Genomic DNA, 21,281 nt, shown 5'->3' with positions numbered 1-21,281 from the left:
CCTCGTTTTGTTCTTCATCACCGCACTAAAGATTTTATTCTCGTTCACTTTCCATTCCTTCTGATCTTCATACAATACTACTCCATCATCTAAAAAGTAAAACGTGAATTCAATAAGAATTCACGTCTTCATCCTATTACTCTTGACTTAAAATTCCAGCCGTTTGGTCACAAGATTGTAGAGCTGAGTTTACTTGTTGCAATGTTTGCTCGATGCGGTCACGGTTAGATCCCTTTTCAACTGTATTTAAAGCATTTTGTAAGGAATCCTTTGCTTCTGATAGGGCACTTACTGAATCCTGAACATATCCTCTAGCGTTTTTCTGCATGGAAAAAACCTCCTTATTATCGTACGGAGATATTATTTACCTTTTAAAAGAGAATATTCTTTCTTTAGGATGAAAAAATGGAATTTCCATGACAATGAAAAATAAGGCTGAGGCTAAAATCTATTTTTCGCACCTTTCTAACATGCCTGTCTATAATGTATAGTGATATTTTTTCGTACATTAAAAAAGGGAGCTGAGGATCATTGCGCAGCGAACAGCTTGATGATTTATATAGCCTAATTAAATTAACCGGCACAAAAGCGGAAGCTTTGGCTAACGATTGGATCAAAAGCCGAGTAAACCAAGAGGACATCGTTGAACTTTTAGGTAGTAGAACCAAATGGTATGGGAAGCTAATTAAAGAGCTACAAGATGCTGTGGAAACGGCCTCTGTCCCATTAAATATCCCCACAAAAAGAGATGTAGCAAGCATTGCCAAACTGACCATTCAAAATGAGGATAGGCTCGAGGAAATCCAGCAGAGATTAACACAAATTGAAACAACGCTAAAGCGAATAGAAGCATCCATAGGTACTAAACCTGCTTCTACAAAAGCACCCTTCCAAAAAGCGAGCCGAAAACCTCTTGACCGTAAAGAGAGAGCAAAGCTTGTCCAAGCGAATCTTGAAAAACTCTCCGATGCATTACTAAAACAATCAAAGCATGGTGAGTAAGATGGGGGCTGATCGATTCAAACTAGAAAGGACACGGTGGAATTCACTTTGTCGTGCATTGACCGAAGGCACTTCTATTCCAACCTCCACACCTAGACAAGCACTCTGGAAAAGAAATAAAGCAACCTTATGGTACTATCCCGCAGCTGACAAAAAGTATCATACACCACTCTATTTAGTTTATTCCTTAGTAAATAAACCTACGATATTGGATTTATTACCAAATAGAAGTTTAATTGGAGCACTTACCAATGCTGGTTATGACGTGTATCTGATAGACTTCGGAATTCCAGGTTATGAAGATGGCGATATGACTATCGACAATTATGTAATTAAGTATATTCAGGCAGGAGCAAGGGTTGCCCTGCAGCACTCAAATAGTAATGATATTAGTGTCATGGGATTCTGCCTAGGAGGAACTCTTGCTGCTATGTACGCCGCCATAGCAAGTGAGCCTATAAAAAATCTAATTCTCTTTGTGACACCGATTGATTTTTCTTATTTTCCAAAATTTGATCTCCTACATCAAGCCATCCTGGATGAAACAATTGACGTGTCACCACTTATAGATGCATTAGGGATTATCCCAGCGGCATTTATGAATTACGGAATTCGATTAATAACTTCCCCTGTCTATATTTCTCCTTATTTATCTTTATTAGAAAAAGGGCACATTAAGGACTATGTGGAAAAATGGTCCTTGTTCAACCATTGGACAAAAGATCATATTCCCTTTCCTGGTGCTGCTCTAAAGCAAATTATTCAAGATCTAATCATCAGCAATAAGTTAATGAATAGTAAATTAACGATTGGAGGTGAACCAGCCCGAATGGAACAGATTTCTGCTAACCTTTTAGTCATTGCTTCTACGAACGATGACCTGGTCCCTCTCGAACAAGCCTTGCCTATTATTGATTTAACAGGGAGCGAAGACAAAGAGCTCATCCAATTGCCAAATGGACATACTGGTCTGGCAACCGGGGCAGGTTTGCCTAACAATCTCTTTCAATGGTTAGCTCACCGTTCTCTTCCAATCACTACAGAAAACGAGGAGGTTATCTAATTGGAAAGAGGAATATATGATGAGGTTTACGACTATTTAGGTTTTGCTTATATTGTCTTTCAAATGTTTTTTGAGAGAGGAAACGATAGGTATGATATGGATCTTTATGCATAATAGGAAAAGGGCCCCACTGTGGAGGCCCCTTTTCCTTCTATAAAATAAACACAACAAAGATAATCGTTGCAAGAACAATTCGATAAATCGCAAACGGAATTAACCGAACCTTATTAATTAACGCAAGGAAAAAACGAATGGAGATTAAAGCAAAGACAAACGCACTAATAAAACCTGCAATAAAGAATGGCAGTGCATCCATGGTGAAGTGTTCCCAGCTATTTAAAAGAGATATCATACTTGCACCAGCCATAATCGGAACAGCCATAATGAATGTAAAATCAGCTGCCGCACGGTGACTTAATCCTAAAATGACTCCTCCCGACATCGTCGAGCCTGAACGAGAAAATCCTGGCCATAATGCAATACATTGGAACAACCCAATGATAATCGCTTGCTTGTACGATATCTGATCGACCGTTTCCACGGTTGGCTTTTTATCCTTTGGCAGAAGATCGGCAATAATCATTAGTACCGCACCAGCCACAAGTCCAATTAATACCGTTTCTGTTGTAAAAAGATGCTCATCAATATAGTCATCAAATAATACACCAAGAACACCGGCTGGAAGTAGACCAACGATTACCTGAGATAGTCTTAGCTTCTTTCCACCAAGCTCTTGCTTCTTTTTTCGGGATGATAATCCTAATAACTGAATAAAACGGTCTTTAAATACAATCACAACTGCCAAAATCGAACCTAGCTGAATCACAACCTTAAATGTGTTAGCTACTTCACTACCAAATAATTCTTTCGATTTAAAAAGCATATCATCCACAATAATCATATGGCCAGTTGAGGAAACTGGAGCAAATTCCGTTAAACCTTCTACAAGGCCTAAAACAATCGCAACAAAAATATCCCATATATTCATAAATTTACATACCTCTATTTCTATTAATTCGTTCTATCCGTTGATATTTACTTCTTATAAAAAATTCTTCGTCCAAAGAAGATAAGTATCGCTAAAATTGCAACCGCACCTACTGCATAGATAATATCAGAATAAATCTCGGTGTAACTTAAAATCTGTGTCCAATTTTCCCCGAGCTTTGCACCTATTACTATTAAAAGTGTGTTCCAAATGGCTGTTCCTAAAAGAGTAAAGAGTAGGAACAGTGGCATTTTCATATTTGACATCCCAGCAGGGACAGAAATAAGACTTCTCAATAACGGAACCATTCGGCAAAAGAATACGGTCCAAATTCCATAACGGTCAAACCAGGCATCCGCTTTGTATACATCTTCTCTTTTGAGCTGAAGATATTTGCCCCAACGGTCCACAAGCTTCTCCAAACGTCCCACATCGAGAATCGTACCAATATAGTATAGAATTGTGCCTCCAACTACTGATCCAGCCGTTGACGCGACAATCATCATCGCTACCGACAATTCTGTCTTTGTTGTCATAAATCCACTAAACGGTAAAACCAGTTCAGATGGGATTGGCGGAAACACATTCTCGATCACAATAATTAAAAATACGCCAAGATACCCGTAGTTCTCAATAATATTAAAAATCCATTCTTCCATAATTTCCTCCTTGCCAAAAAGCCTATTCAAAATCGAATCGCTTCTGTCTTCAACTTCATAATTGTAATCATTGTTGCAATACCCTGTCTACCTTCTTTTTACATTCTGGATGATTTTCCCTACCCTAATCCCAGGTAAAGCGTTCTTCCTTCCATGGGTTTCCATAGTTGTGGTAGCCATTTTTCTCCCAAAAGCCAGGTTTATCATCCTTGGAAAACTCAATTGCTCGCAGCCATTTCGCACTTTTCCAAAAGTACAAATGTGGAATGACAGCACGTAGTGGATATCCATGCTCTGGGGTGAGAGGCATCCCATTAAAGCTGTGAGCAAGTAGACTTGTCTCTTTTGCAAAGTCTTCAAAAGGAATATTCGCTGACCAGCCTTCTTCCGCATGAAAAATAACATGCTTTACTCCATCTAACAGTTCAACAGCACCTAGCACTGCCTGCGTGCTGATTCCACTCCAAGTGTTATCAAGCTTCGACCACCCAGTCACACAATGAATATCATTTTGGTATTCTGTTTGCGGTAGCTTCATTAGCTCAGGAAAAGTGAAAACCACTTCCTTTTTCACTTCACCAAATAGATGAAGAGTCCATTCATTTAGGTCTTGATAATATGGGACATTCCCATGATGTAACACAGGAAAAGTCGTTGTTATATTTTGATTAGGAGGAACACGTTCGTTCGTCTTCTTGCTAACTTTTCCAAAGTACATACAAGCACTCCCCTATTGTTAATATGTATGAATGAATGAAAAAATGCAGCCTTCATTAAGAAAGCTGCACTTTCATCTATTATAATACCATAGCGGCAATCCAACCGAAAATGACAAGTGGAATATTGTAATGAATAAAGGTTGGGACACATGTATCCCAGATATGATTATGCTGACCGTCTGCATTCAATCCTGCTGTAGGACCGAGCGTGCTATCAGAAGCTGGTGATCCTGCATCTCCTAGTGCTGCAGCTGTACCTACCAATGCAATCGTAGCCATCGGACTAAAGCCTAGTTCCATGCAAAGTGGGACGAAGATGGTAGCAATGATCGGGATGGTTGAGAAGGAAGAACCTATTCCCATTGTTACTAGTAAACCAACTACTAACATTAATATCGCTGCCAATCCTTTTTTTCCACCAATGACATTCGCAGACTGCTGAACAAGTTCATCAACAGCACCAGTTGCTTTTAATACCTCGGCAAATCCAAAGGCCGATAACATCACAAATCCGATAAATGCCATCATTTTCATTCCATCGGTTAACAACTCGTCCGCCTCACGCCACTTCACGGAACCACTTAAGTAGATAAGAATAATCCCTGCTAGAGCACCGATGATCATGGAATCGAGTAAAATTTGTACAACCAGTGCACCAACAATGGCTAACACTGCAAAAAGGATGGCAAACCTACTTTGTTCTTGCTTTTCAACTTTGATTAAATCATGTGTAACATAGTTTCTACCTTTACGATAAGAAAAGAAAATAGCTACTAATAATCCAACCAAAAGACCTGCTGTTGGGATGAACATCGCTGTTGGTATATCGGCAGCATCAATGGTTAGTCCACTATCAGACATGTTTGTAGCTAAAATATCATGAAAGATTTTTCCAAACCCTGCTGGTAGTAGAATATAAGGTGCCGTTAACCCAAATGTTAAAACGGATGCTATCAATCTCCTATCTATTTTCAACTCATTCATCACATTTAATAGTGGTGGAATTAAAATAGGAATAAAAGCAATATGGATAGGAATCAGATTTTGCGAGAAACATGCCATTAATAGAATAGCAAACACAATAAGAGCTTTAGAATAGACTTTTGCTTTTGTATCACCGTTCTTTTGAACCATCTTTAAGACGGCATCAACCAATACATTTGGCAGCCCTGTCTTTGAAATCGCAATAGCAAAGCCTCCTAATAAAGCGTAGCTTAAGGCGACTTCAGCACTTCCTCCTAATCCTCCAGAGAATGTTTCAATCGTTTCTTCAATCGATAATCCCCCTGTTAGACCTCCAACGATTGCCCCAATAATGAGAGATAACACGACATTTACTCGAAATAAACTTAATATTAGCATAACAAGCACGGCCAGTATAACTGCATTCATGTTGTTTAAGTGCTCCTTTCAAATTACAATCCTTTAGTTTGGTAAATTGGTAGAGTGATAAAATACAAGATATAAAATAGCATAACTTTTCAAGGTGTGTCAAGATAATAAAAAAACTCTAAGGACGTTTATCCCTAGAGTTTTCCTCAAAATTATTTGATTGCCTCAAATCTTTCAACAAATATGGCAAGTGTTCTTGTCATCACACCAGTTGCTCCATCTGGTCCTAAATCTGAAGCTTTAGAAGTTGTTGCAGTCCCCGCAATATCTAAATGTACCCATGGGGTATTTTCAGCGAACTCCCCAACAAAGGCTCCACCCATAATCGCATGTCCTTCTCGGCCAGGTGAATTGTTTAAGTCAGCAACCTTACTATTTCTTACTCTTTCTTTATCCTTTTCGAAAAGAGGAAGACGCCAAATTGGCTCTCCTGCTTCAGAAGAAGCTTCAAGGATTTGCTCAAATAATGCTTCATGATTCGTTAAGGCACCGGTTGTATCTGTTCCCAGTGCGATAATCACTCCACCCGTTAGTGTTGCGACATCCACCAAGTACTGTGCTCCATGGAACTTTGCGTATGTGACAGCGTCTGCCAATACTAATCTTCCTTCTGCATCCGTGTTTAATACTTCTATCGTCTTTCCGCTCATGGATATGATTACATCATCCGGCTTAAAGGCTGTACCACTAATCATATTATCTGTTGCAGGAATCACAGCAACAACATTTTGATCAGGACGTAATTCACCAATGATCTCCATCGCTCCCAATACGGCCGCTGCGCCACCCATATCGGTCTTCATGCCAACAATGCCGTCCTTTGGCTTAATAGAATAACCACCCGTATCAAAGGTCACTCCCTTACCAACTAAGCCAATTACATCAGTCCATTCCTCTTTCCCTTGATACTTTAGAACGATCATTTTTGGTGGCTCACTTGATCCTTGATTAACAGCTAACATGGCACCCATACCAAGCTTTAGCATATCTTCCTTCTCAAGAATTTCTATCTCAAATTCGTATTTTTCTCCTAGCTGTTTTGCGTAATTAGCCATATCGGTCGCTGTCAGCATATTTCCAGGTAGATTTACAAGGGTACGAGCAGAATTTGTACCACGACCATAAACATAACCTACCGTTAACGCAGCCTGATGGTCTTCCCTTTCCAGCTGTCCGCTGTAAACATGAACTTTTTCAGTCGTTTTTTCTGGTTCATTTGATTTTTGTTTATAGCCCTTAAATTTATATGTAGCTAAAGCAAGCGCTTCTCCGAGTGCATGAGCCACATCCATTGCCACTAAATCTTTCGCTACAAAGGAATCTAAGTAAACAGCCACCTCAACCAGCTTTGCCGATTGAATTTGTTTACAAACGGCCCCAAATGCTTCACGTATAGAGGCAAAAGAAGCATGATCCTCTTTTCCAAGTCCTACAACAAATAAATTTCTTGAACCAATTTTTCCAAATGTATGTATTTTCGTTATGCTCTTCTTTTTTGCAGATAAGTCACCGCTTTTTACTAATTCTGTTAAATAGCCATCAAATTGTTCATCTAACTCTTTTAATTCTCCATCGAACTTTATTGGCTTATCAAACAGACCAATCACTAGTGCGTCCATTGTTGCTGAAAAATCCACTTTATTATGTACGGAAAACATACCTTCACCTCCATCAGTTATAAACCTATTATATAAAAAACTATTTCGAATATCTAATTATCTTCTTCTAAAAATAAATAGTACCGAGGCAGTCTAGGAAGAGTCCCTACCTTTTCAAAGGGAATTCGATCAATATGTTGTGGTATAATAGTAATACATTGGTAAATAAATGCATGGAGCTCTTCAACATCAAGCCCCCAATGTGTGGGACGATACGAGTCTAAATATTCATAAGCCACCTTCATCATTGATCTTGCACCGACGACGTTACCATATTCGTAATGATAAATGGCGACACTCATTTGTAATAGGCCTTTTAAAAAGTAATTTCTTTTATCAGTCATCCACATTTCTTCCAGTAAATCGTGACAGGTATAATAATCACCTTCATTAAAAGAAATAAAAAACTCATAATATTCAGCTGGATAGTGTGACAATGACTTCCCCCCTAAATATGCTCCATTTACCACTATCTTAACAAAGGGAAATGGGAAAATCATGTTATAAACTAGAGCTTTTGTGGTATTGATTAGTGATGGAGAAAAGAGGTATATACATTATGGAATTTTTATTTAACTTCCCGTTAATTGCTTCCTTATTAGCGATCTTTTTTGCACAATTTGTGAAAGTTCCTATTCAATATCTTGCCACACGTAAGATTGATTGGTCCCTCTTAACAAGCACAGGAGGGATGCCCAGCTCCCATTCTGCTGCAGTTACTGCACTTTCTACAGGGGTTGCATTCGAGGTCGGTCATGACTCCGCTTTATTTGCTGTCTCGGCTGTTTTCGCTATTATAACCATGTTTGATGCTACTGGGGTACGAAGACAAGCCGGAGAACAGGCAATCGTGTTAAATCAACTTGTACATGACTTTCATAAATTTCTAGATGAAGCAAAAGGATGGCCGAATAAGCCTGAACAGGAGAAAAGAAAAGAGTTAAAGGAGCTTCTTGGACATAAACCAATTGAAGTATTCTTCGGAGGAATTACAGGGATACTCGTTGCGTTCTTCCTTCGATTCATCACTACATAAACAAAGATAATTTTTCCACTTAATTATTCGAGATATTTTGGAAGACTAAAAAGGCAAGTTCCTCACAAGAGAGACTCGCCTTTTTTTCTTATTCTCTTTCGGAACTTATATATTGCTGACGGAATACTTGTAAGGCCTTGTCTTCATTTAAGGCACGCAGTTCATCTTCTGTCAGTTTTCCATCACCTTTTTCAACCACATAAACCTCTAGTGTTTTTTTACCCCAGTTGTTGTAAACATCTTCAACTGTTTCATAATAAAGGTCTACTTTATTTCCTTTAATGGCTCCACCTTTATCAGCAACTACCCCGTAACCGTAGCCAGGAATAAAGAGGATTGTTCCGATTGGAAAAACATTTAAATCCGCAGCTACTGTTGAAAATAGATCTCTAGTTACCTTTACACCTGAATATGTAATTCCGAATTCTGGATGCCCAGGATTCTTTCCAGTTGATTCAACTCCTGCAGTGTAGCCAGTGGCAGTAACAGTTGCTTTCGGATATTGTCCCCAATCAAACGCTTCTTCAAGCTTAGGTGGAGCACCGATTACTTCTTCACTTGATGAGATTAATGTTTCCTCACTAGCTATATTATTTAAGAATTTAAATGCCAATCCAATCGATTTTAATGTGTGATCAATGACTGAGTCGTCACCAGAGCCTGTGTTTGCCTTTGTCACAAGTGATTCTGCTTTTACTCCTGAGATACTTTGAAATGTTGCACCTAAAGCTCCAAAAAACAGCACCATCAACATAACACGCCTTATCCACAATTTCATTATTTTCATCTTTTTTTCACTCCTCCCAAAACTAGTCATTTCCCATTTTTGAGAGAAGTATTCATATTTTAGTGAAATAGTAGACTTTGGAAAACATAGGAAACTAGGTTATTCCATGAAAAAAAGCCTCCACTAGTGAAGGCTAAAACATGCGATATCCTCTATTTCTTAACATTTTAATCGTGATTCCCGCAAGGATTGCTCCTGCCATTCCACTACTTAAAATCAGAATGTCCGCTAGAGCTAGGTTCATAAAACGGTTCCCCAAATCTTGAAACGCAGAACCAGTATTCGTAAAATATTCACTGAAGCTAACCACATCGACAATAAGAATTGAAACGATTGGATAAATAATTGCCATGATCCATGACATTCTTAGTAACATATTTAAGATGAATCCGATTCCAAAAAATAAAACAAAGAACAAAAGCATAGATATTGGTAGAACAAATATCGTCATTGGCATTTGGTGTTTCCCCCTTCACACATCAACATTTAGTGTACTAAAAGCAAAGGATTCTCGTCAATAAAATGGGGGAAGGAAAGAAGAACAAAAAAAACTCCGCATCTTATACGGAGGAAGTGTGTTATTTTGAATCTTTTTGTTTTCCAGTTCCCCCACAGCTTGGGCATGTTTCAGATCCCCCAAGTAAAAGCTGGAAGTAGCCCTTGCCCGAGCAATAAAGACATTCCTTTGTTTCTACCTTCACTGCATTCATTTTCCTCAACCTTTCCAAACGACTGAATTTTCAGATAATATACCATGAAAAATCAAAAAGGGAAAGTAAGAAAATCTTCCAAAAACAAAGAGTGGAAACGCATACAAATGTTCTTTTCTTTAATTTCCATACTATTTCTAAAAATTTTAATAATTACAAAAACAACTTATAAGATGTGTATCCGAACTGTTGTCCTGGATCAATACTGTCAACTTTGATTCTCTTTTCTGAATTCATTGCTTCTATCATAAACGCTAGCATGATGGAAGCTGTCTGTTCATCTTGCAACTGGTCAGGATGGATAAAAGCAGCCTCGTAAAGCTCATTTTCTTGAATAACAATACGTTCTTCCGGATTGGATTGCTGTAGAAGAAACATAATCATATTGTCGCTAATTTCATGCTTTATGACACCTGTTCGTATGCCAAGTAACTCTTCAACCCGGCAGGTTAACCCCGTTTCTTCCTTTACCTCACGAATAACGGCTTCATCAGCTGTTTCCCCTTCGTCTACAAACCCAGCTGGTAAGGACCACATCCCCTTTAATCCCCCATATTTCTTTTTTACCACAAGCCATTCGCTCTGAGCGTTAATGACCAAGCCAGCAACTGCTAGCCATACCTTTCCTCTATCCGTTCTTTTCAATATAGACACCCCACTTATTTATCCATTATATCATTGAGGTCATGAGATTTTTTGTCAAAAAAAGAACAAGCTGTTTGTTCAGCTTGTTCTTTTTACTCTATTATAGAACGTTGAATTTTCCTTTTTTCAGTACTAATGACGGTCCACCAATCATAAATAAAGCACGGTTATCAACCATCTTCTTCATAAATGAAGCCGTTCCACCAGTCATCTTCTTACCAAAGGCTACTCCAATGGCATCGTCATGTCCAAGTGAGCATACAGTACCTTTATTGTCGAATGTAAAGTGACCTAACTCCCCTTTGTCACGAATAAGTGCTACAAGATTGCTAGCACAAAGTTCCCCTTGTTGCATAGCAATTTGAGCAGTTGGAGGGTATGGACGATTCACCTTTTCATCAATAATTAGTGAGCAATCACCAATAATGAATACATTTTCGTGTCCTGGAACACGTAAGTCAGGTTGAACCTTTACACGGCCTCTCATTGCTTCAAATCCAGAGTTTTCAATAATTGAGCTACCACGAACTCCAGCAGCCCAAACCACTGTTGCAGACTTAATTTCTTCCACTTCGTCTTCGCCTTTACCAACAATTATACCAGTTTCATTTGCTTCTTTAATAGCCGTACCAATCATGAACGTAACACCTTTACGCTCTAATTGAGCTGTTGCATAGCTAACAAGTTCTGGGTCAAATCCTGGTAAAACCATTGGAGCTGCTTCTACGCAGATAAGTTTTACTTTATTGAAATCAATATCGTATTCACGGCATAATTCTGGAATACGGTTTGTTAGTTCGCCAAGGAATTCAATTCCTGTGAATCCAGCACCACCAACAACGATTGTTAATCTCTCTTCTTTCTTCTCTTCTTCCATATTATACGTAGCGAATTGATATTCAATATGCTCACGAAGTTGACGTGCTGCATTGATATTAGCAATCGCAAATGCGTGCTCTTTCAAGCCTTTAATTCCGAACGTTTCAGGCTCTGCACCCAGTGAGATAACAAGGTAATCGTACTCTACTTCACCATTTTCAAGAACCACTTTCTTTTCTTCATGGTTAATAGAAAGGACAGTGGCTTTAATAAACTCCACTTTGTTTGTGTCAATAACATCTGTTACATTGTAACGTACACGGTCATGATGTAATGTACCAGCTGATGCTTCATGTAACCATGTTGTTTCATAGTGGTAATCATTTTTGTTAATAAGTACGATATCTGCTTCATTAACACCGACTTGCTTTTGTAATCTTGTTACTGTCATTAATCCACCGTATCCGGCACCTAGTACTACGATCTTTGGCTTTCTCAAGACGTTCAAACCCACCTTTATTATATATAGTTTTTTGTGTTTTTTTTATCTTCCGCTTCAACAAAGGAATTTATTTTATAATAACACCGAAAAAGTTTGTGATGTTTTTCACGAAAGAAGACAAAAAAATGTTGGAAAAAAGACACAAAAAGTTAACAATATGTCTACATATCATCATATTCCTTTTTATCTACTTTTTCAAGCAGAAAATCTTCCAAAAATCGATCCTATAAATAGTAAACTTTTCTGACAATCTCTCTGCTGATAGTGATTATTTATGTGGCATTTTCATTATTTAGTCATAACCTCGAGCTATTTTTAATATTTTTTGTAGTATGAAATCCTACACATAGTTAGGGGGATATAGAATGAAAGAGGACCAGACAGTATACGACATTACCATTATCGGTGGAGGACCTACTGGACTATTTACTGCCTTCTATGGGGGAATGAGACAAGCTACTGTAAAATTAATTGAGAGCTTGCCACAGTTAGGTGGGCAGTTGTCCGCTTTATACCCTGAAAAATATATATATGATGTTGCTGGATTTCCTAAGGTTCGGGCCCAGGAATTAGTGAACAACCTAAAGGAGCAAATGGCGAAATTCGATCAAACGGTTTGCTTAGAGCAAGCAGTTGAGAAAATTGAAAAATTAAAAGATGGAACCTTCAAACTAACAACGAATAAAGAAGTCCACTTTTCAAAGACCATTATCATTACTGCTGGGAACGGAGCCTTCCAACCCCGGCGTTTGGAGTTAGCAAACAGCTCACAATACGAAGGAAAAAATCTGTACTACTTTATTGATGACTTACACCAATTGGCCGGTCAGAAGGTTGTTGTATTTGGTGGAGGGGACTCAGCCGTTGATTGGGCTTTAATGCTTGAACCAATTGCCGAAAAAGTTACAATTGTTCACCGCCGTGATAAGTTTCGGGCTCATGAACATAGTGTACAAAACCTTAAGAATTCCAAGGTCGAGATAAAGACCCCATACGTTCCTGCTGATTTACTTTCAAATGGTGAAGGAAATATTACACAAGTCGTGCTAAAGAATGCAAATGATAAAACTAAGGAAATTGTCGAGATAGATGCTGTAATTTGTAACTACGGTTTCGTTTCATCGCTTGGCCCCATAAAGGAATGGGGACTTGAAATTGCAAAAAACTCGATTGTCGTGAACTCCAAAATGGAAACAAATATCCCAGGCATTTATGCCGCAGGTGATATTTGTACGTACGAAGGAAAAGTAAAACTAATCGCATGTGGTTTTGGTGAAGCACCAACAGCAGTCAACAACGCAAAAACATTTTTCGATCCCAAGGCACGGACTCAACCATTGCATAGTTCTTCAATGTTTAAGTAGAAAAGCGAAAGTGACCGTTTAGAGACGTATGGACTGGAGCGCTTTGACTGAGATAAAGGAAACACGAAGAGCGGATGCGATTCGATGTTGACTTATCGTAGGGAAAGAGCGAAGTACACTAGTCTCTGGTCACTGAAGCTGGACAATGAAAAGCGGAAGCAGCTTGTTCAGGCGCGACAGGCATAAGATGAATCACGCAAGAAGGCCTGCCTTCTGGAGGGATTTAGCTTATGACCCGAGCCCTTAGATGCTGGAGCTGGACAGAGTAAAGCGGAAAAAAGTGCAAGGATCGCTCCTTGCACCTTTTTAGCATTCTTCAGGTGTACCTTGATCCGTTGCTGTACGGAAGGACGATCCACACCCACATGAAGCAATCGCATTCGGATTTTCAATAGTGAATCCACCACCCATAAGGGATTGCTTGTAGTCAATAACTGTCCCTGCTAACGCTGGAGCACTTTCCTTGTCAATTAAAAAGGTAATCCCATGCTGCACTAGCTCGGTGTCCCCGTCTTCTACTTCATGCGCAAATCCAAGTCCATACGACAAACCACTGCAGCCGCCACCTTTAATTGCTACGCGTAGGTACGCATTTTCCTCTTCATTTTCTTTCATCATATCTTTTATTTGAAGTGCAGCTGATTCTGTCACAGTAATAATATCCTTCATGAATACTCATTCCTCCCTCGAACATCTTTACTTTTAGTATATACAGCTACGTCCTTATACTCAACTGAACGGACTTATAAAAATGGAATTGGTTTTGGTAAATGGGCCTTTGTTAATTGATCGAGGGCTTGGAAGAAATTTGATTTGTTGATACTTAAACAAGGTTTAGGAATTCTAAATTTCGGTTTAGTTCATCGGTTCTACTATATATTGGAAATCATATGTTCTAAATTACAACTTAGTTCATCAATCCTACTATATATTAGAAATCATATGTTCTAATTACAACTTAGTTCACCTATTCCACTAGATATTGGATATCACATGTTCCAAATGCCGATTTAGTTCATCAATTCTACTATATATTGGAAATCATATGTTCTAAATTATAACTTAGTTCACCTATTCCACTAGATATTGGAAATCATATGTTCTAAATTACAACTTAGTTCATCTATTCTACTATATATTGAAAATCATATGTTCTAAATTACAACTTAGTTCACCTGTTCCACTAGATATTGGAAGTCACATGTTCCAAATGCCGATTTAGTTCATCAATTCTACTATATATTGGAAATCACATGTTCTAAATTACAACTTAGTTCATCTATTCCACTAGATATTGGAAATCACATGTTCCAAATGCCGATTTAGTTCATCAATTATACTATATATTGGAAATCACATGTTCCAAATGACGATTTAGTTCACCGATTCTACTAGTTACTGGAAATAACATGCTCTAAATGGTGATTTAGTTCACCGATTCTACTAGTTACTGGAAATAACGTGCTCTAAATGACGATTTAGCCCATTGATTCTACTAGTTACTGGAAATAGCATGCTCTAAATGACTAATTATGCCCTTATTCCACTAAATACTGAAATACCCTAGGCGCTAAGCCTCCTTCTTTCCAAATATAAAGTTTTCATAGTTCTTTTATCCCGAATAATAAGGTACAATAGTATTATATTAACCGTTAAAAAAACAAAGGGGTGTGTGTGATTATGACTGAACTACAGCCGCTTTATGATAAAAAATGTGAATGTATGATGTGTAAAACCAAGTTTACGACTAAGAAGCTTCGCTCACGTTTTGTAGTAGTAAAGTCCTACGATACTGACTTTGCCCCTACATATGAAAACATAGAAAATGATCCTAACCTTTATTTTGTAGCCGTATGTCCGAAATGTGGCTTTTCTTTTACAGATGATTTTGCTCCTTACTTTCCACCAGGTAGCAAGGAGACCATTGATTCAAAAATTGCCCAACAGTGGCTTCCACGTAGCTTTGGTGAGACAAGGACGTATAAAGAAGCAGCCAATACAATAAAACTTGCTGCCTATTGCGGAACGTTGAAAAAAGAAAAGCATGTATCAATTGCAGGGTTATATATGAGGCTTGCTTGGATTTACCGATCCATACTAGATTCCGAGCAAGAGCAACGATTTATGAAGCTTGCTGTCGATGAGTATATGGAAGCTTATATCACTGATGATTATCGTGGTACACAGATGACTGAACTCCGGCTTATTTATATGATTGCCGAGTTATCTAGACGAACGGGCCAGATAGATCAAGCAGTAAAATATTTTTCAAAGGTAATTGAAAAGCAAGGAAGTTATAACGAGGCAAAAATCGTTGAGATGGCAAGAGATCGCTGGCAAGAAATACGTGAAAATCAAAAGGCAAAAATATAAAAGGGTCCAGTTGCTGGACCCTTTTTTGTATTCAAAACATTGGATTCTCTTCTAAATAACGATAGATATTCTCCACTAGCTCATCAGGCGTATCTCCAGAAACGACTTCGCCATTTACTAGTGCATACAATGTTGATGCGCATTTGCCACAATAGCCAAGGCACCCATATTCAATAATATCTAGGTCATAATCCTTTTCGAGTTGCTCAAGTGCTTTTTGAGCCCCGCTTGCTAAATTGCTTATACAAAACTCTATAATTGGTTTTATCATTTCTCCCACCTCTACAAAGCTAATGTACCTTGTCCAACAAAAAAGTGCAAGTAGCTAGTTTCCTTCCATAAATTTAAATTGTCAAGAAATTGTACTGAATGTGTTGTGGTTTTGTCACAATTTCGTTATACTTTTTATGGTGTTTTGTATCATATTAAATCTTTTTCTATCGATTTATCATTGTAATATGTCATCATATTGCAAACGTTTTTATAAAAGAGAATAGCAACTCAACTGTAGAGAAAAAGGGGAAATTAATTATGAAGAATCTCGTTATTCTCGGCGGAGGCTACGGGGGAATGAGAATACTCGCACGCTTATTACCCTCTCAACTTCCTGACGATGTAACCATCACGCTAGTTGATAAAATTCCTTATCACTGCTTAAAAACCGAATATTATGCTCTTGCAGCTGGTACCATTTCTGATCAGCATGTGAGGGTCGCTTTCCCAGAACATCCAAGGCTAACGATTAAATATGGAGAGGTTAAATTGATTAACCTTGAAGAGAAAACCGTTCTTGTGAATAACGATCAGATCACTTATGATGATTTAGTTATTGGACTAGGTTGCGAAGACAAATACCACAATGTTCCAGGTGCGGATCGTTATACGTATAGCATTCAATCCATTGAAAAGTCTAGAACAACGTATCAAGCATTAAACAACCTGTCCCCAGGTTCGGTAGTAAGTATTGTTGGGGCTGGCTTAAGTGGGGTAGAACTAGCAAGTGAATTAAATGAAAGTAGACCTGATTTAAAGGTAAAGCTATTCGACCGTGGCAATCATATTTTATCTGCCTTCCCTGTTCGTTTAGGAACGTATGTGGAGAATTGGTTTGATAATCACGGTGTTGAAATTGTTAACAATTCACATATAACAAAGGTGGAAGAAAATCTACTATACAATCACGATGAGCCACTACACTCAGATGCGATTGTATGGACTGCTGGCATTCAGCCTGTAGAGATTATTCGAAATTTGGATGTTGAAAAGGATCATCAAGGTCGAGTAGTGTTAACTGTCCATCACAATTTGCCTACTAATGAACATGTGTATGTCGTTGGAGATTGTGCAAGTCTTCCACACGCCCCTAGTGCTCAATTAGCAGAAGGCCAAGCGGAACAAATCGTCCAAATCCTATTAAAAAGATGGGCAAATGAACCTCTTCCTGAAACCATGCCTGTTATTAAATTAAAGGGTGTTCTCGGCTCTCTGGGTAAAAAGCATGGCTTCGGATTAGTTGCCGAACGTCCTATCACCGGCCGTGTTGCTAGATTATTAAAATCAGGTATTCTTTGGATGTATAAATATCATAATGGGTAAAACTAAACTGAAAAGTCTCTCCTAAGTTTGTAGGAGAGACTTTTGTTATTCCTCTGATTTACTTAATAATTCGTTAGCCAAATGTGCAAGGTTGGTAGTCGTTTCATTAATCTCTTGAATTGATGAAACGATTGTATCCAAATCCAATTTATTTCGGTCAAACAACTGTAGATATTGTTCCATTTCCATTTTTACCGTTATAAGACCACTTTTGACCTCTTGTATTTTGAGCTGTGATGCTTGGGTTGAATCGTTCATAGAATCTAACCGTTGAGATAGATCCGTAATTTGTTGGTGACTCTCGTTAATTAATACTTTAATTTCTGCACTCAACTTTTTGGAGTTTTCCGCTAGCTTTCGTACTTCCGTTGCAACAACCGCAAAGCCTTTGCCCCCTTCTCCCGCTCTTGCTGCCTCAATCGATGCGTTTAAGGAGAGTAAATTCGTTTGGTCGGCAATCTCTTCTATTCCTTTAGCCATTTGAATAATCTGGTCCGAAATCCCTTTTAATACTTCAATTCCCTCTAGAGACGTACCTACTTCTCCTAGCACACCATTAAAGGTTATTACCATTTCTTCCATTTGAATCTGGTTAAAATTCGTCAAGCCGAGGAGATTTTTGCTGCTCTTTTGGGTCGATTCTGTTTCTTCTCGAATGCGTTTTGCCTTTTGATTTGTTTCGTTAATGGAAGCCTCTGTCTCCTCGACAGATGAAGCCACTTCCTGACTCATTGCTGTAAGTTCTCTTCTCAACAATTCGTTTGCAGAGTTCAACTCTTGTAACTCATTAATTCTCGCTCCCATATAACTCGATACAATGAGCTGTGAATCCAAATTGATTACATGAGTTAATGCAGTCAACACCTTACTTAGTATTTCTGGATTCTTTTGAAGGGCCTCAACAATCTTAGGGATGAGTAGGGTGTTTAGTGCTGAATACGTGGCTAAAAACCATTCAACCGGTAACTGTCCTCTCATATGGGATAACCCAATGCGACTTCTCATTGAAAAATAGTCTTCGTTTAAGTTTCCTGTTACCAAGCTTTGGAAATATTGAATAAACACTTGGTATAAACGATCCCTCGTTGTCTGTGTTGTAGCAATGTTCGATAGAATAGGAAAAGTAAATAAGTGATCTAGCACCTTCGTGATTAACTCATCTAATAATGGAGCAATCACCGGCTTTGTCTCACGTAATATTTGTAAATGTTCGGTATGAAAACCCATAAATCGTAATCTTTCTTGCAATTCCTTGTTAGGAAGAGCAATTTCTAGCTCGGCATCTGAGTACCGCATATCAGCTTTAAAAACCATATCTTTCTTTTTAAAAAACACAAAAATACCTCCTATGTCTTAGGTAATAAGAACCACAGTATTCATTATGTGTTTCAAAAAGAAAGAGAGCAAATTTGAATGTTCTCGAATAAAAGACAAAAAAGGTAACCATATAGCTACCTTTTTTATTGAACAGGTACTTTACTAAAAAAGTTTCGAATGACCTCCAGAAACTCATCTCCATACTTGCTATATTTATTTTGCCCTACACCGTTAACAGTTAAAAATTCTTCAGGTGTTTGCGGTACTTTTGCACACATATCTTTTAAGGTTGCATCCGAGAATACGACAAACGGTGGAACTTTTTCTTTCTCTGCCAAACTTCTTCTCTTTGCACGAAGCTCTTCAAACAGAGGGTTGTCCACCTCAGTAATCTTGCTAATCTTTACAGCTTCTTTTCTAAGTACTTTCTCATTCCCTACTAACACTTCTCTTCCAGCAGGTGTGACAAAAATGGTTGGATAAGCTCCATGCTCCACACCAATCAATTCACGAGTAATAAGAAATTCAATTTCCTCACTAACTTCTTTTGCATTCTTTGATTTTAAAATCCCATACGTACTTAGCTGGTCAAATCGAAAGTCAAACACCTTTTTATTTTTCGATCCGGTCAATACTTGTGCTACTAGGTTTTTTCCATATTTCTGCCCCATACGAATGATACATGATAAAATCATTTGTGCTTCCTTGGTTACATCCACGCTTTTTCTTTCATCTTTACAGTTCCCGCATCGCCTACAATCGGTCGTCTCTTCTTCACCAAAATACTCAAGAATATGAGAGTGTAAGCATGCTTCTGTATGGCAATAGTCGATCATCGATTGAAGCTTTTCGAGTTCCTGATTCATACGGCTACGATCAGCCGACTGATCGATTAAAAACCGCTGAATTTGAACATCCTGAGGGGAATATAGAACGACACATTCACTTTTAAGTCCATCTCTCCCCGCACGCCCAGCTTCCTGATAATAGCTTTCCATATTCTTCGGAAGCTGAAAGTGAAGCACATATCGGATATTGGATTTATCTATCCCCATCCCAAAGGCTGAGGTAGCAATCATAACGCTACTTTCGTCTTTTAAGAATAACTCCTGCTCTGAATTGCGTTCCTCGTCACTCATCCCAGCATGGTACCGGGTGACTGCTACTTTTTCTTTTTTTAGTCGGTCATACAGCTGATCCACCATTTTTCTCGTGGCTGCATAGATGATGCCACTTTCTTTACTATTTTTCTTAACATAGCTCTTTATATAAGCATACCGATCCTGGCCTTTTACGACCGAGAAGCTTAAATTTTCACGTTCAAACCCTGTAATAACACTGTTGGCATCGCTAATGTCTAAGGTTTTACATATGTCTTCTCTTACTTGAGGAGTCGCAGTGGCTGTTAATGCTAGAACGACTGGTTTATCATGTAGGCTCTTAATAAACCTTTGAATTTGCAAATAGCTCGGACGAAAATCATGACCCCATTGTGAGATACAGTGAGCCTCGTCAATTGCAATAAACGGAATACGTAACATTTGCAGGCTTTGCTGAAAATCACTAGATTCTAGGCGTTCCGGTGCAAGATATAGAAGTTTGTATTTGCCTTCCCTTGCGCCGGTTAACCTTTCTTGTATCTCTTTTTGTGTTAACGAGCTATTAATATAGGTGGCAGAAACACCTACCTGAAGAAGCGTATCGACCTGATCCTTCATTAGAGAAATCAAAGGTGAAATAACGATTGTTGTTCCTTCAAAAAGTAAGGCTGGAATCTGATAACAAAGGGATTTACCTCCACCTGTCGGCATAATACAAATCCCGTCATTTCCGTTAATGACCGTTTGAATGATCTGTTCTTGACCCTTTCGAAAGGTAGAATATCCAAAGTAGGATTGGAGTAACTGAATTGCTTGATCGAACAAAACTCGGGTCTCCTCTCTATTTGCTTGCCTTATATCCGTGCTTCTCCATTGCCCCAAAGATTGTCTTTAGTTTCGGGTTTCCTTCCCCTACCACTTCGTCCTCTAGGACAACAACAGGATAAAACATATCTTCTTCTATGACACGTTCAGCAAAGGCTTGCTTTTTTTCATCATTTGGTGGTTGGTAAATATCAACATAACTTATTTGAAATGGTTGGTTTGGAAACTTCCTTCCGATAGCCGCTTCCAACCACTCGTAGGTTTCTTTTGAAGACGGTAAATTCACACAGCTTGGACAAAGTACTTCTGCTCCATACACTACAAGCTCAATCATGTTCCTTCCCCCTTTACTCACTATGTCTATTTTACATGATAAAAAAGGAGAACACACATGTTTAACGATTTTTGGATATGAGTATTTCCAATAGATTTTTTTAATTAAAATGATTATAATAAGGGGTATGAAGGGAGCGATTTAAATGGCAGAGCAAGAAATGTTGGAACAAGTACAAGAAGTATTAAATAAATTACGTCCTTTCCTTCTTCGTGATGGTGGGGACTGTGAATTAGTAGACGTTGAGGATGGAATTGTTAAGCTTCGTTTGTTAGGTGCATGCGGCAGCTGCCCAAGTTCAACAATCACGTTAAAAGCTGGGATCGAGCGCGCTCTATTAGAGGAAGTTCCAGGCGTAGTTGAAGTAGAACAAGTTTTCTAATTCAAATTGA

Annotated in this window: 23 protein-coding genes and 1 pseudogene; 7 read left to right on the top strand and 17 right to left on the bottom strand. The window is 38.5% G+C overall.

Annotation, left to right across the window (positions count from 1 at the left end; translation table 11 throughout):
• Positions 1 to 136: 136 nt before the first annotated feature.
• Complete coding sequence (locus BKO01S_RS14870; RefSeq protein WP_066055545.1) at positions 137 to 328, bottom strand: hypothetical protein; 192 nt, start codon at positions 326 to 328, stop codon at positions 137 to 139.
• Between the two features lie 203 nt (positions 329 to 531).
• On the opposite strand from BKO01S_RS14870, the gene BKO01S_RS14865 reads away from it, so the two are divergent.
• Both BKO01S_RS14865 and BKO01S_RS14860 read left to right on the top strand, forming a co-directional pair.
• Positions 532 to 1,002 carry a hypothetical protein gene (locus BKO01S_RS14865; RefSeq protein ID WP_066055542.1) on the top strand — a complete coding sequence of 157 codons (471 nt, stop codon included), beginning with the start codon at positions 532 to 534 and terminating at the stop codon, positions 1,000 to 1,002.
• Between the two features lies 1 nt (position 1,003).
• Positions 1,004 to 2,065 (top strand): alpha/beta fold hydrolase, encoded by a 1,062-nt coding sequence (locus tag BKO01S_RS14860; RefSeq protein WP_066055539.1) that lies wholly within the window; start codon positions 1,004 to 1,006, stop codon positions 2,063 to 2,065.
• A 151-nt stretch (positions 2,066 to 2,216) separates the two neighbouring features.
• Here BKO01S_RS14860 and BKO01S_RS14855 read toward each other — a convergent pair whose 3' ends face one another.
• From BKO01S_RS14855 to BKO01S_RS14830, 6 genes are all read right to left on the bottom strand, one after another.
• Positions 2,217 to 3,053, bottom strand: a complete 837-nt coding sequence (locus BKO01S_RS14855) for an undecaprenyl-diphosphate phosphatase (RefSeq protein ID WP_066055536.1) — start codon at positions 3,051 to 3,053, stop codon at positions 2,217 to 2,219.
• 47 nt (positions 3,054 to 3,100) lie between these two features.
• Positions 3,101 to 3,712, bottom strand: coding sequence for a DedA family protein (locus tag BKO01S_RS14850; RefSeq protein ID WP_066055533.1), 612 nt, complete (start codon positions 3,710 to 3,712; stop codon positions 3,101 to 3,103).
• A 124-nt stretch (positions 3,713 to 3,836) separates the two neighbouring features.
• Positions 3,837 to 4,430: a sulfite oxidase-like oxidoreductase gene (locus BKO01S_RS14845; protein WP_066055531.1), complete on the bottom strand. Its 594-nt coding sequence runs from the start codon at positions 4,428 to 4,430 to the stop codon at positions 3,837 to 3,839.
• A 79-nt stretch (positions 4,431 to 4,509) separates the two neighbouring features.
• On the bottom strand, positions 4,510 to 5,823 hold the full coding sequence (locus tag BKO01S_RS14840) for a Na+/H+ antiporter family protein (RefSeq protein ID WP_066055528.1): 1,314 nt from the start codon (positions 5,821 to 5,823) through the stop codon (positions 4,510 to 4,512).
• 152 nt (positions 5,824 to 5,975) lie between these two features.
• Positions 5,976 to 7,481 (bottom strand): leucyl aminopeptidase, encoded by a 1,506-nt coding sequence (locus BKO01S_RS14835; protein WP_066055525.1) that lies wholly within the window; start codon positions 7,479 to 7,481, stop codon positions 5,976 to 5,978.
• A gap of 53 nt (positions 7,482 to 7,534) precedes the next feature.
• Positions 7,535 to 7,918 (bottom strand): DUF309 domain-containing protein, encoded by a 384-nt coding sequence (locus BKO01S_RS14830; protein WP_066055522.1) that lies wholly within the window; start codon positions 7,916 to 7,918, stop codon positions 7,535 to 7,537.
• 122 nt (positions 7,919 to 8,040) lie between these two features.
• On the opposite strand from BKO01S_RS14830, the gene BKO01S_RS14825 reads away from it, so the two are divergent.
• On the top strand, positions 8,041 to 8,517 hold the full coding sequence (locus tag BKO01S_RS14825) for a divergent PAP2 family protein (protein WP_066055519.1): 477 nt from the start codon (positions 8,041 to 8,043) through the stop codon (positions 8,515 to 8,517).
• 88 nt (positions 8,518 to 8,605) lie between these two features.
• On the opposite strand, the gene spsC is transcribed toward BKO01S_RS14825, so the two are convergent.
• The 5 genes from spsC to BKO01S_RS14805 all read right to left on the bottom strand — a co-directional run bounded on the left by spsC (position 8,606) and on the right by BKO01S_RS14805 (position 11,977).
• Entirely contained in the window at positions 8,606 to 9,304 is a 699-nt protein-coding gene (spsC, locus tag BKO01S_RS14820; protein ID WP_066055516.1) for a stationary phase survival protein SpsC, read from the bottom strand.
• Between the two features lie 133 nt (positions 9,305 to 9,437).
• Positions 9,438 to 9,761, bottom strand: coding sequence for a YuiB family protein (locus BKO01S_RS14815; RefSeq protein ID WP_066055513.1), 324 nt, complete (start codon positions 9,759 to 9,761; stop codon positions 9,438 to 9,440).
• A gap of 121 nt (positions 9,762 to 9,882) precedes the next feature.
• Entirely contained in the window at positions 9,883 to 10,014 is a 132-nt protein-coding gene (locus BKO01S_RS24670) for a YuiA family protein (protein WP_198158826.1), read from the bottom strand.
• Between the two features lie 153 nt (positions 10,015 to 10,167).
• Complete coding sequence (locus BKO01S_RS14810; protein WP_066055510.1) at positions 10,168 to 10,659, bottom strand: NUDIX domain-containing protein; 492 nt, start codon at positions 10,657 to 10,659, stop codon at positions 10,168 to 10,170.
• A gap of 100 nt (positions 10,660 to 10,759) precedes the next feature.
• On the bottom strand, positions 10,760 to 11,977 hold the full coding sequence (locus tag BKO01S_RS14805; RefSeq protein ID WP_066055507.1) for an NAD(P)/FAD-dependent oxidoreductase: 1,218 nt from the start codon (positions 11,975 to 11,977) through the stop codon (positions 10,760 to 10,762).
• A gap of 368 nt (positions 11,978 to 12,345) precedes the next feature.
• Between BKO01S_RS14805 and BKO01S_RS14800 the strand changes: the two genes are divergently transcribed.
• Positions 12,346 to 13,344 carry an NAD(P)/FAD-dependent oxidoreductase gene (locus BKO01S_RS14800; protein ID WP_066055504.1) on the top strand — a complete coding sequence of 333 codons (999 nt, stop codon included), beginning with the start codon at positions 12,346 to 12,348 and terminating at the stop codon, positions 13,342 to 13,344.
• A gap of 306 nt (positions 13,345 to 13,650) precedes the next feature.
• Here BKO01S_RS14800 and BKO01S_RS14795 read toward each other — a convergent pair whose 3' ends face one another.
• Positions 13,651 to 14,013, bottom strand: a complete 363-nt coding sequence (locus BKO01S_RS14795) for a HesB/IscA family protein (protein WP_066055501.1) — start codon at positions 14,011 to 14,013, stop codon at positions 13,651 to 13,653.
• 1,011 nt (positions 14,014 to 15,024) lie between these two features.
• Between BKO01S_RS14795 and BKO01S_RS14790 the strand changes: the two genes are divergently transcribed.
• Positions 15,025 to 15,717 (top strand): DUF2225 domain-containing protein, encoded by a 693-nt coding sequence (locus BKO01S_RS14790; protein ID WP_066055499.1) that lies wholly within the window; start codon positions 15,025 to 15,027, stop codon positions 15,715 to 15,717.
• A 31-nt stretch (positions 15,718 to 15,748) separates the two neighbouring features.
• Here BKO01S_RS14790 and BKO01S_RS14785 read toward each other — a convergent pair whose 3' ends face one another.
• A complete protein-coding gene (locus tag BKO01S_RS14785; protein ID WP_066055496.1) occupies positions 15,749 to 15,988 on the bottom strand; it encodes a YuzB family protein in 240 nt (79 codons plus the stop codon).
• 260 nt (positions 15,989 to 16,248) lie between these two features.
• Between BKO01S_RS14785 and BKO01S_RS14780 the strand changes: the two genes are divergently transcribed.
• Entirely contained in the window at positions 16,249 to 17,313 is a 1,065-nt protein-coding gene (locus tag BKO01S_RS14780) for an NAD(P)/FAD-dependent oxidoreductase (RefSeq protein ID WP_066055493.1), read from the top strand.
• A 45-nt stretch (positions 17,314 to 17,358) separates the two neighbouring features.
• On the opposite strand, the gene BKO01S_RS14775 is transcribed toward BKO01S_RS14780, so the two are convergent.
• From BKO01S_RS14775 to BKO01S_RS14765, 3 genes and pseudogenes are all read right to left on the bottom strand, one after another.
• A complete protein-coding gene (locus BKO01S_RS14775; RefSeq protein WP_066055488.1) occupies positions 17,359 to 18,648 on the bottom strand; it encodes a globin-coupled sensor protein in 1,290 nt (429 codons plus the stop codon).
• A gap of 134 nt (positions 18,649 to 18,782) precedes the next feature.
• A pseudogene (gene recQ / locus BKO01S_RS14770) lies at positions 18,783 to 20,555 on the bottom strand (DNA helicase RecQ); the annotation flags it as partial.
• 16 nt (positions 20,556 to 20,571) lie between these two features.
• A complete protein-coding gene (locus BKO01S_RS14765; protein WP_066055482.1) occupies positions 20,572 to 20,889 on the bottom strand; it encodes a YuzD family protein in 318 nt (105 codons plus the stop codon).
• Between the two features lie 145 nt (positions 20,890 to 21,034).
• On the opposite strand from BKO01S_RS14765, the gene BKO01S_RS14760 reads away from it, so the two are divergent.
• Complete coding sequence (locus BKO01S_RS14760; RefSeq protein ID WP_066055479.1) at positions 21,035 to 21,271, top strand: NifU family protein; 237 nt, start codon at positions 21,035 to 21,037, stop codon at positions 21,269 to 21,271.
• Positions 21,272 to 21,281 lie beyond the last annotated feature (10 nt).

It is taken from the genome of Robertmurraya korlensis NBRC 107688 (assembly GCF_001591645.1).
Taxonomy (GTDB): Bacteria; Bacillota; Bacilli; order Bacillales; family Cytobacillaceae; genus Robertmurraya_A.
This window is presented reverse-complemented; position numbering and strand designations above follow the sequence as displayed.

Excerpts from the sequence above, each read along its gene's own strand:
- BKO01S_RS14870 (WP_066055545.1), bottom strand. The coding sequence starts at position 328 with ATGCAGAAAAACGCTAGAGGATATGTTCAGGATTCAGTAAGTGCCCTA.
- BKO01S_RS14860 (WP_066055539.1), top strand. The coding sequence starts at position 1,004 with ATGGGGGCTGATCGATTCAAACTAGAAAGGACACGGTGGAATTCACTT.
- BKO01S_RS14855 (WP_066055536.1), bottom strand. The coding sequence starts at position 3,053 with ATGAATATATGGGATATTTTTGTTGCGATTGTTTTAGGCCTTGTAGAA.
- BKO01S_RS14850 (WP_066055533.1), bottom strand. The coding sequence starts at position 3,712 with ATGGAAGAATGGATTTTTAATATTATTGAGAACTACGGGTATCTTGGC.
- BKO01S_RS14845 (WP_066055531.1), bottom strand. The coding sequence starts at position 4,430 with ATGTACTTTGGAAAAGTTAGCAAGAAGACGAACGAACGTGTTCCTCCT.
- BKO01S_RS14840 (WP_066055528.1), bottom strand. The coding sequence starts at position 5,823 with ATGAATGCAGTTATACTGGCCGTGCTTGTTATGCTAATATTAAGTTTA.
- BKO01S_RS14835 (WP_066055525.1), bottom strand. The coding sequence starts at position 7,481 with ATGTTTTCCGTACATAATAAAGTGGATTTTTCAGCAACAATGGACGCA.
- BKO01S_RS14825 (WP_066055519.1), top strand. The coding sequence starts at position 8,041 with ATGGAATTTTTATTTAACTTCCCGTTAATTGCTTCCTTATTAGCGATC.
- spsC (WP_066055516.1), bottom strand. The coding sequence starts at position 9,304 with ATGAAAATAATGAAATTGTGGATAAGGCGTGTTATGTTGATGGTGCTG.
- BKO01S_RS14815 (WP_066055513.1), bottom strand. The coding sequence starts at position 9,761 with ATGCCAATGACGATATTTGTTCTACCAATATCTATGCTTTTGTTCTTT.
- BKO01S_RS24670 (WP_198158826.1), bottom strand. The coding sequence starts at position 10,014 with ATGAATGCAGTGAAGGTAGAAACAAAGGAATGTCTTTATTGCTCGGGC.
- BKO01S_RS14800 (WP_066055504.1), top strand. The coding sequence starts at position 12,346 with ATGAAAGAGGACCAGACAGTATACGACATTACCATTATCGGTGGAGGA.
- BKO01S_RS14795 (WP_066055501.1), bottom strand. The coding sequence starts at position 14,013 with ATGAAGGATATTATTACTGTGACAGAATCAGCTGCACTTCAAATAAAA.
- BKO01S_RS14790 (WP_066055499.1), top strand. The coding sequence starts at position 15,025 with ATGACTGAACTACAGCCGCTTTATGATAAAAAATGTGAATGTATGATG.
- BKO01S_RS14785 (WP_066055496.1), bottom strand. The coding sequence starts at position 15,988 with ATGATAAAACCAATTATAGAGTTTTGTATAAGCAATTTAGCAAGCGGG.
- BKO01S_RS14780 (WP_066055493.1), top strand. The coding sequence starts at position 16,249 with ATGAAGAATCTCGTTATTCTCGGCGGAGGCTACGGGGGAATGAGAATA.
- BKO01S_RS14765 (WP_066055482.1), bottom strand. The coding sequence starts at position 20,889 with ATGATTGAGCTTGTAGTGTATGGAGCAGAAGTACTTTGTCCAAGCTGT.
- BKO01S_RS14760 (WP_066055479.1), top strand. The coding sequence starts at position 21,035 with ATGGCAGAGCAAGAAATGTTGGAACAAGTACAAGAAGTATTAAATAAA.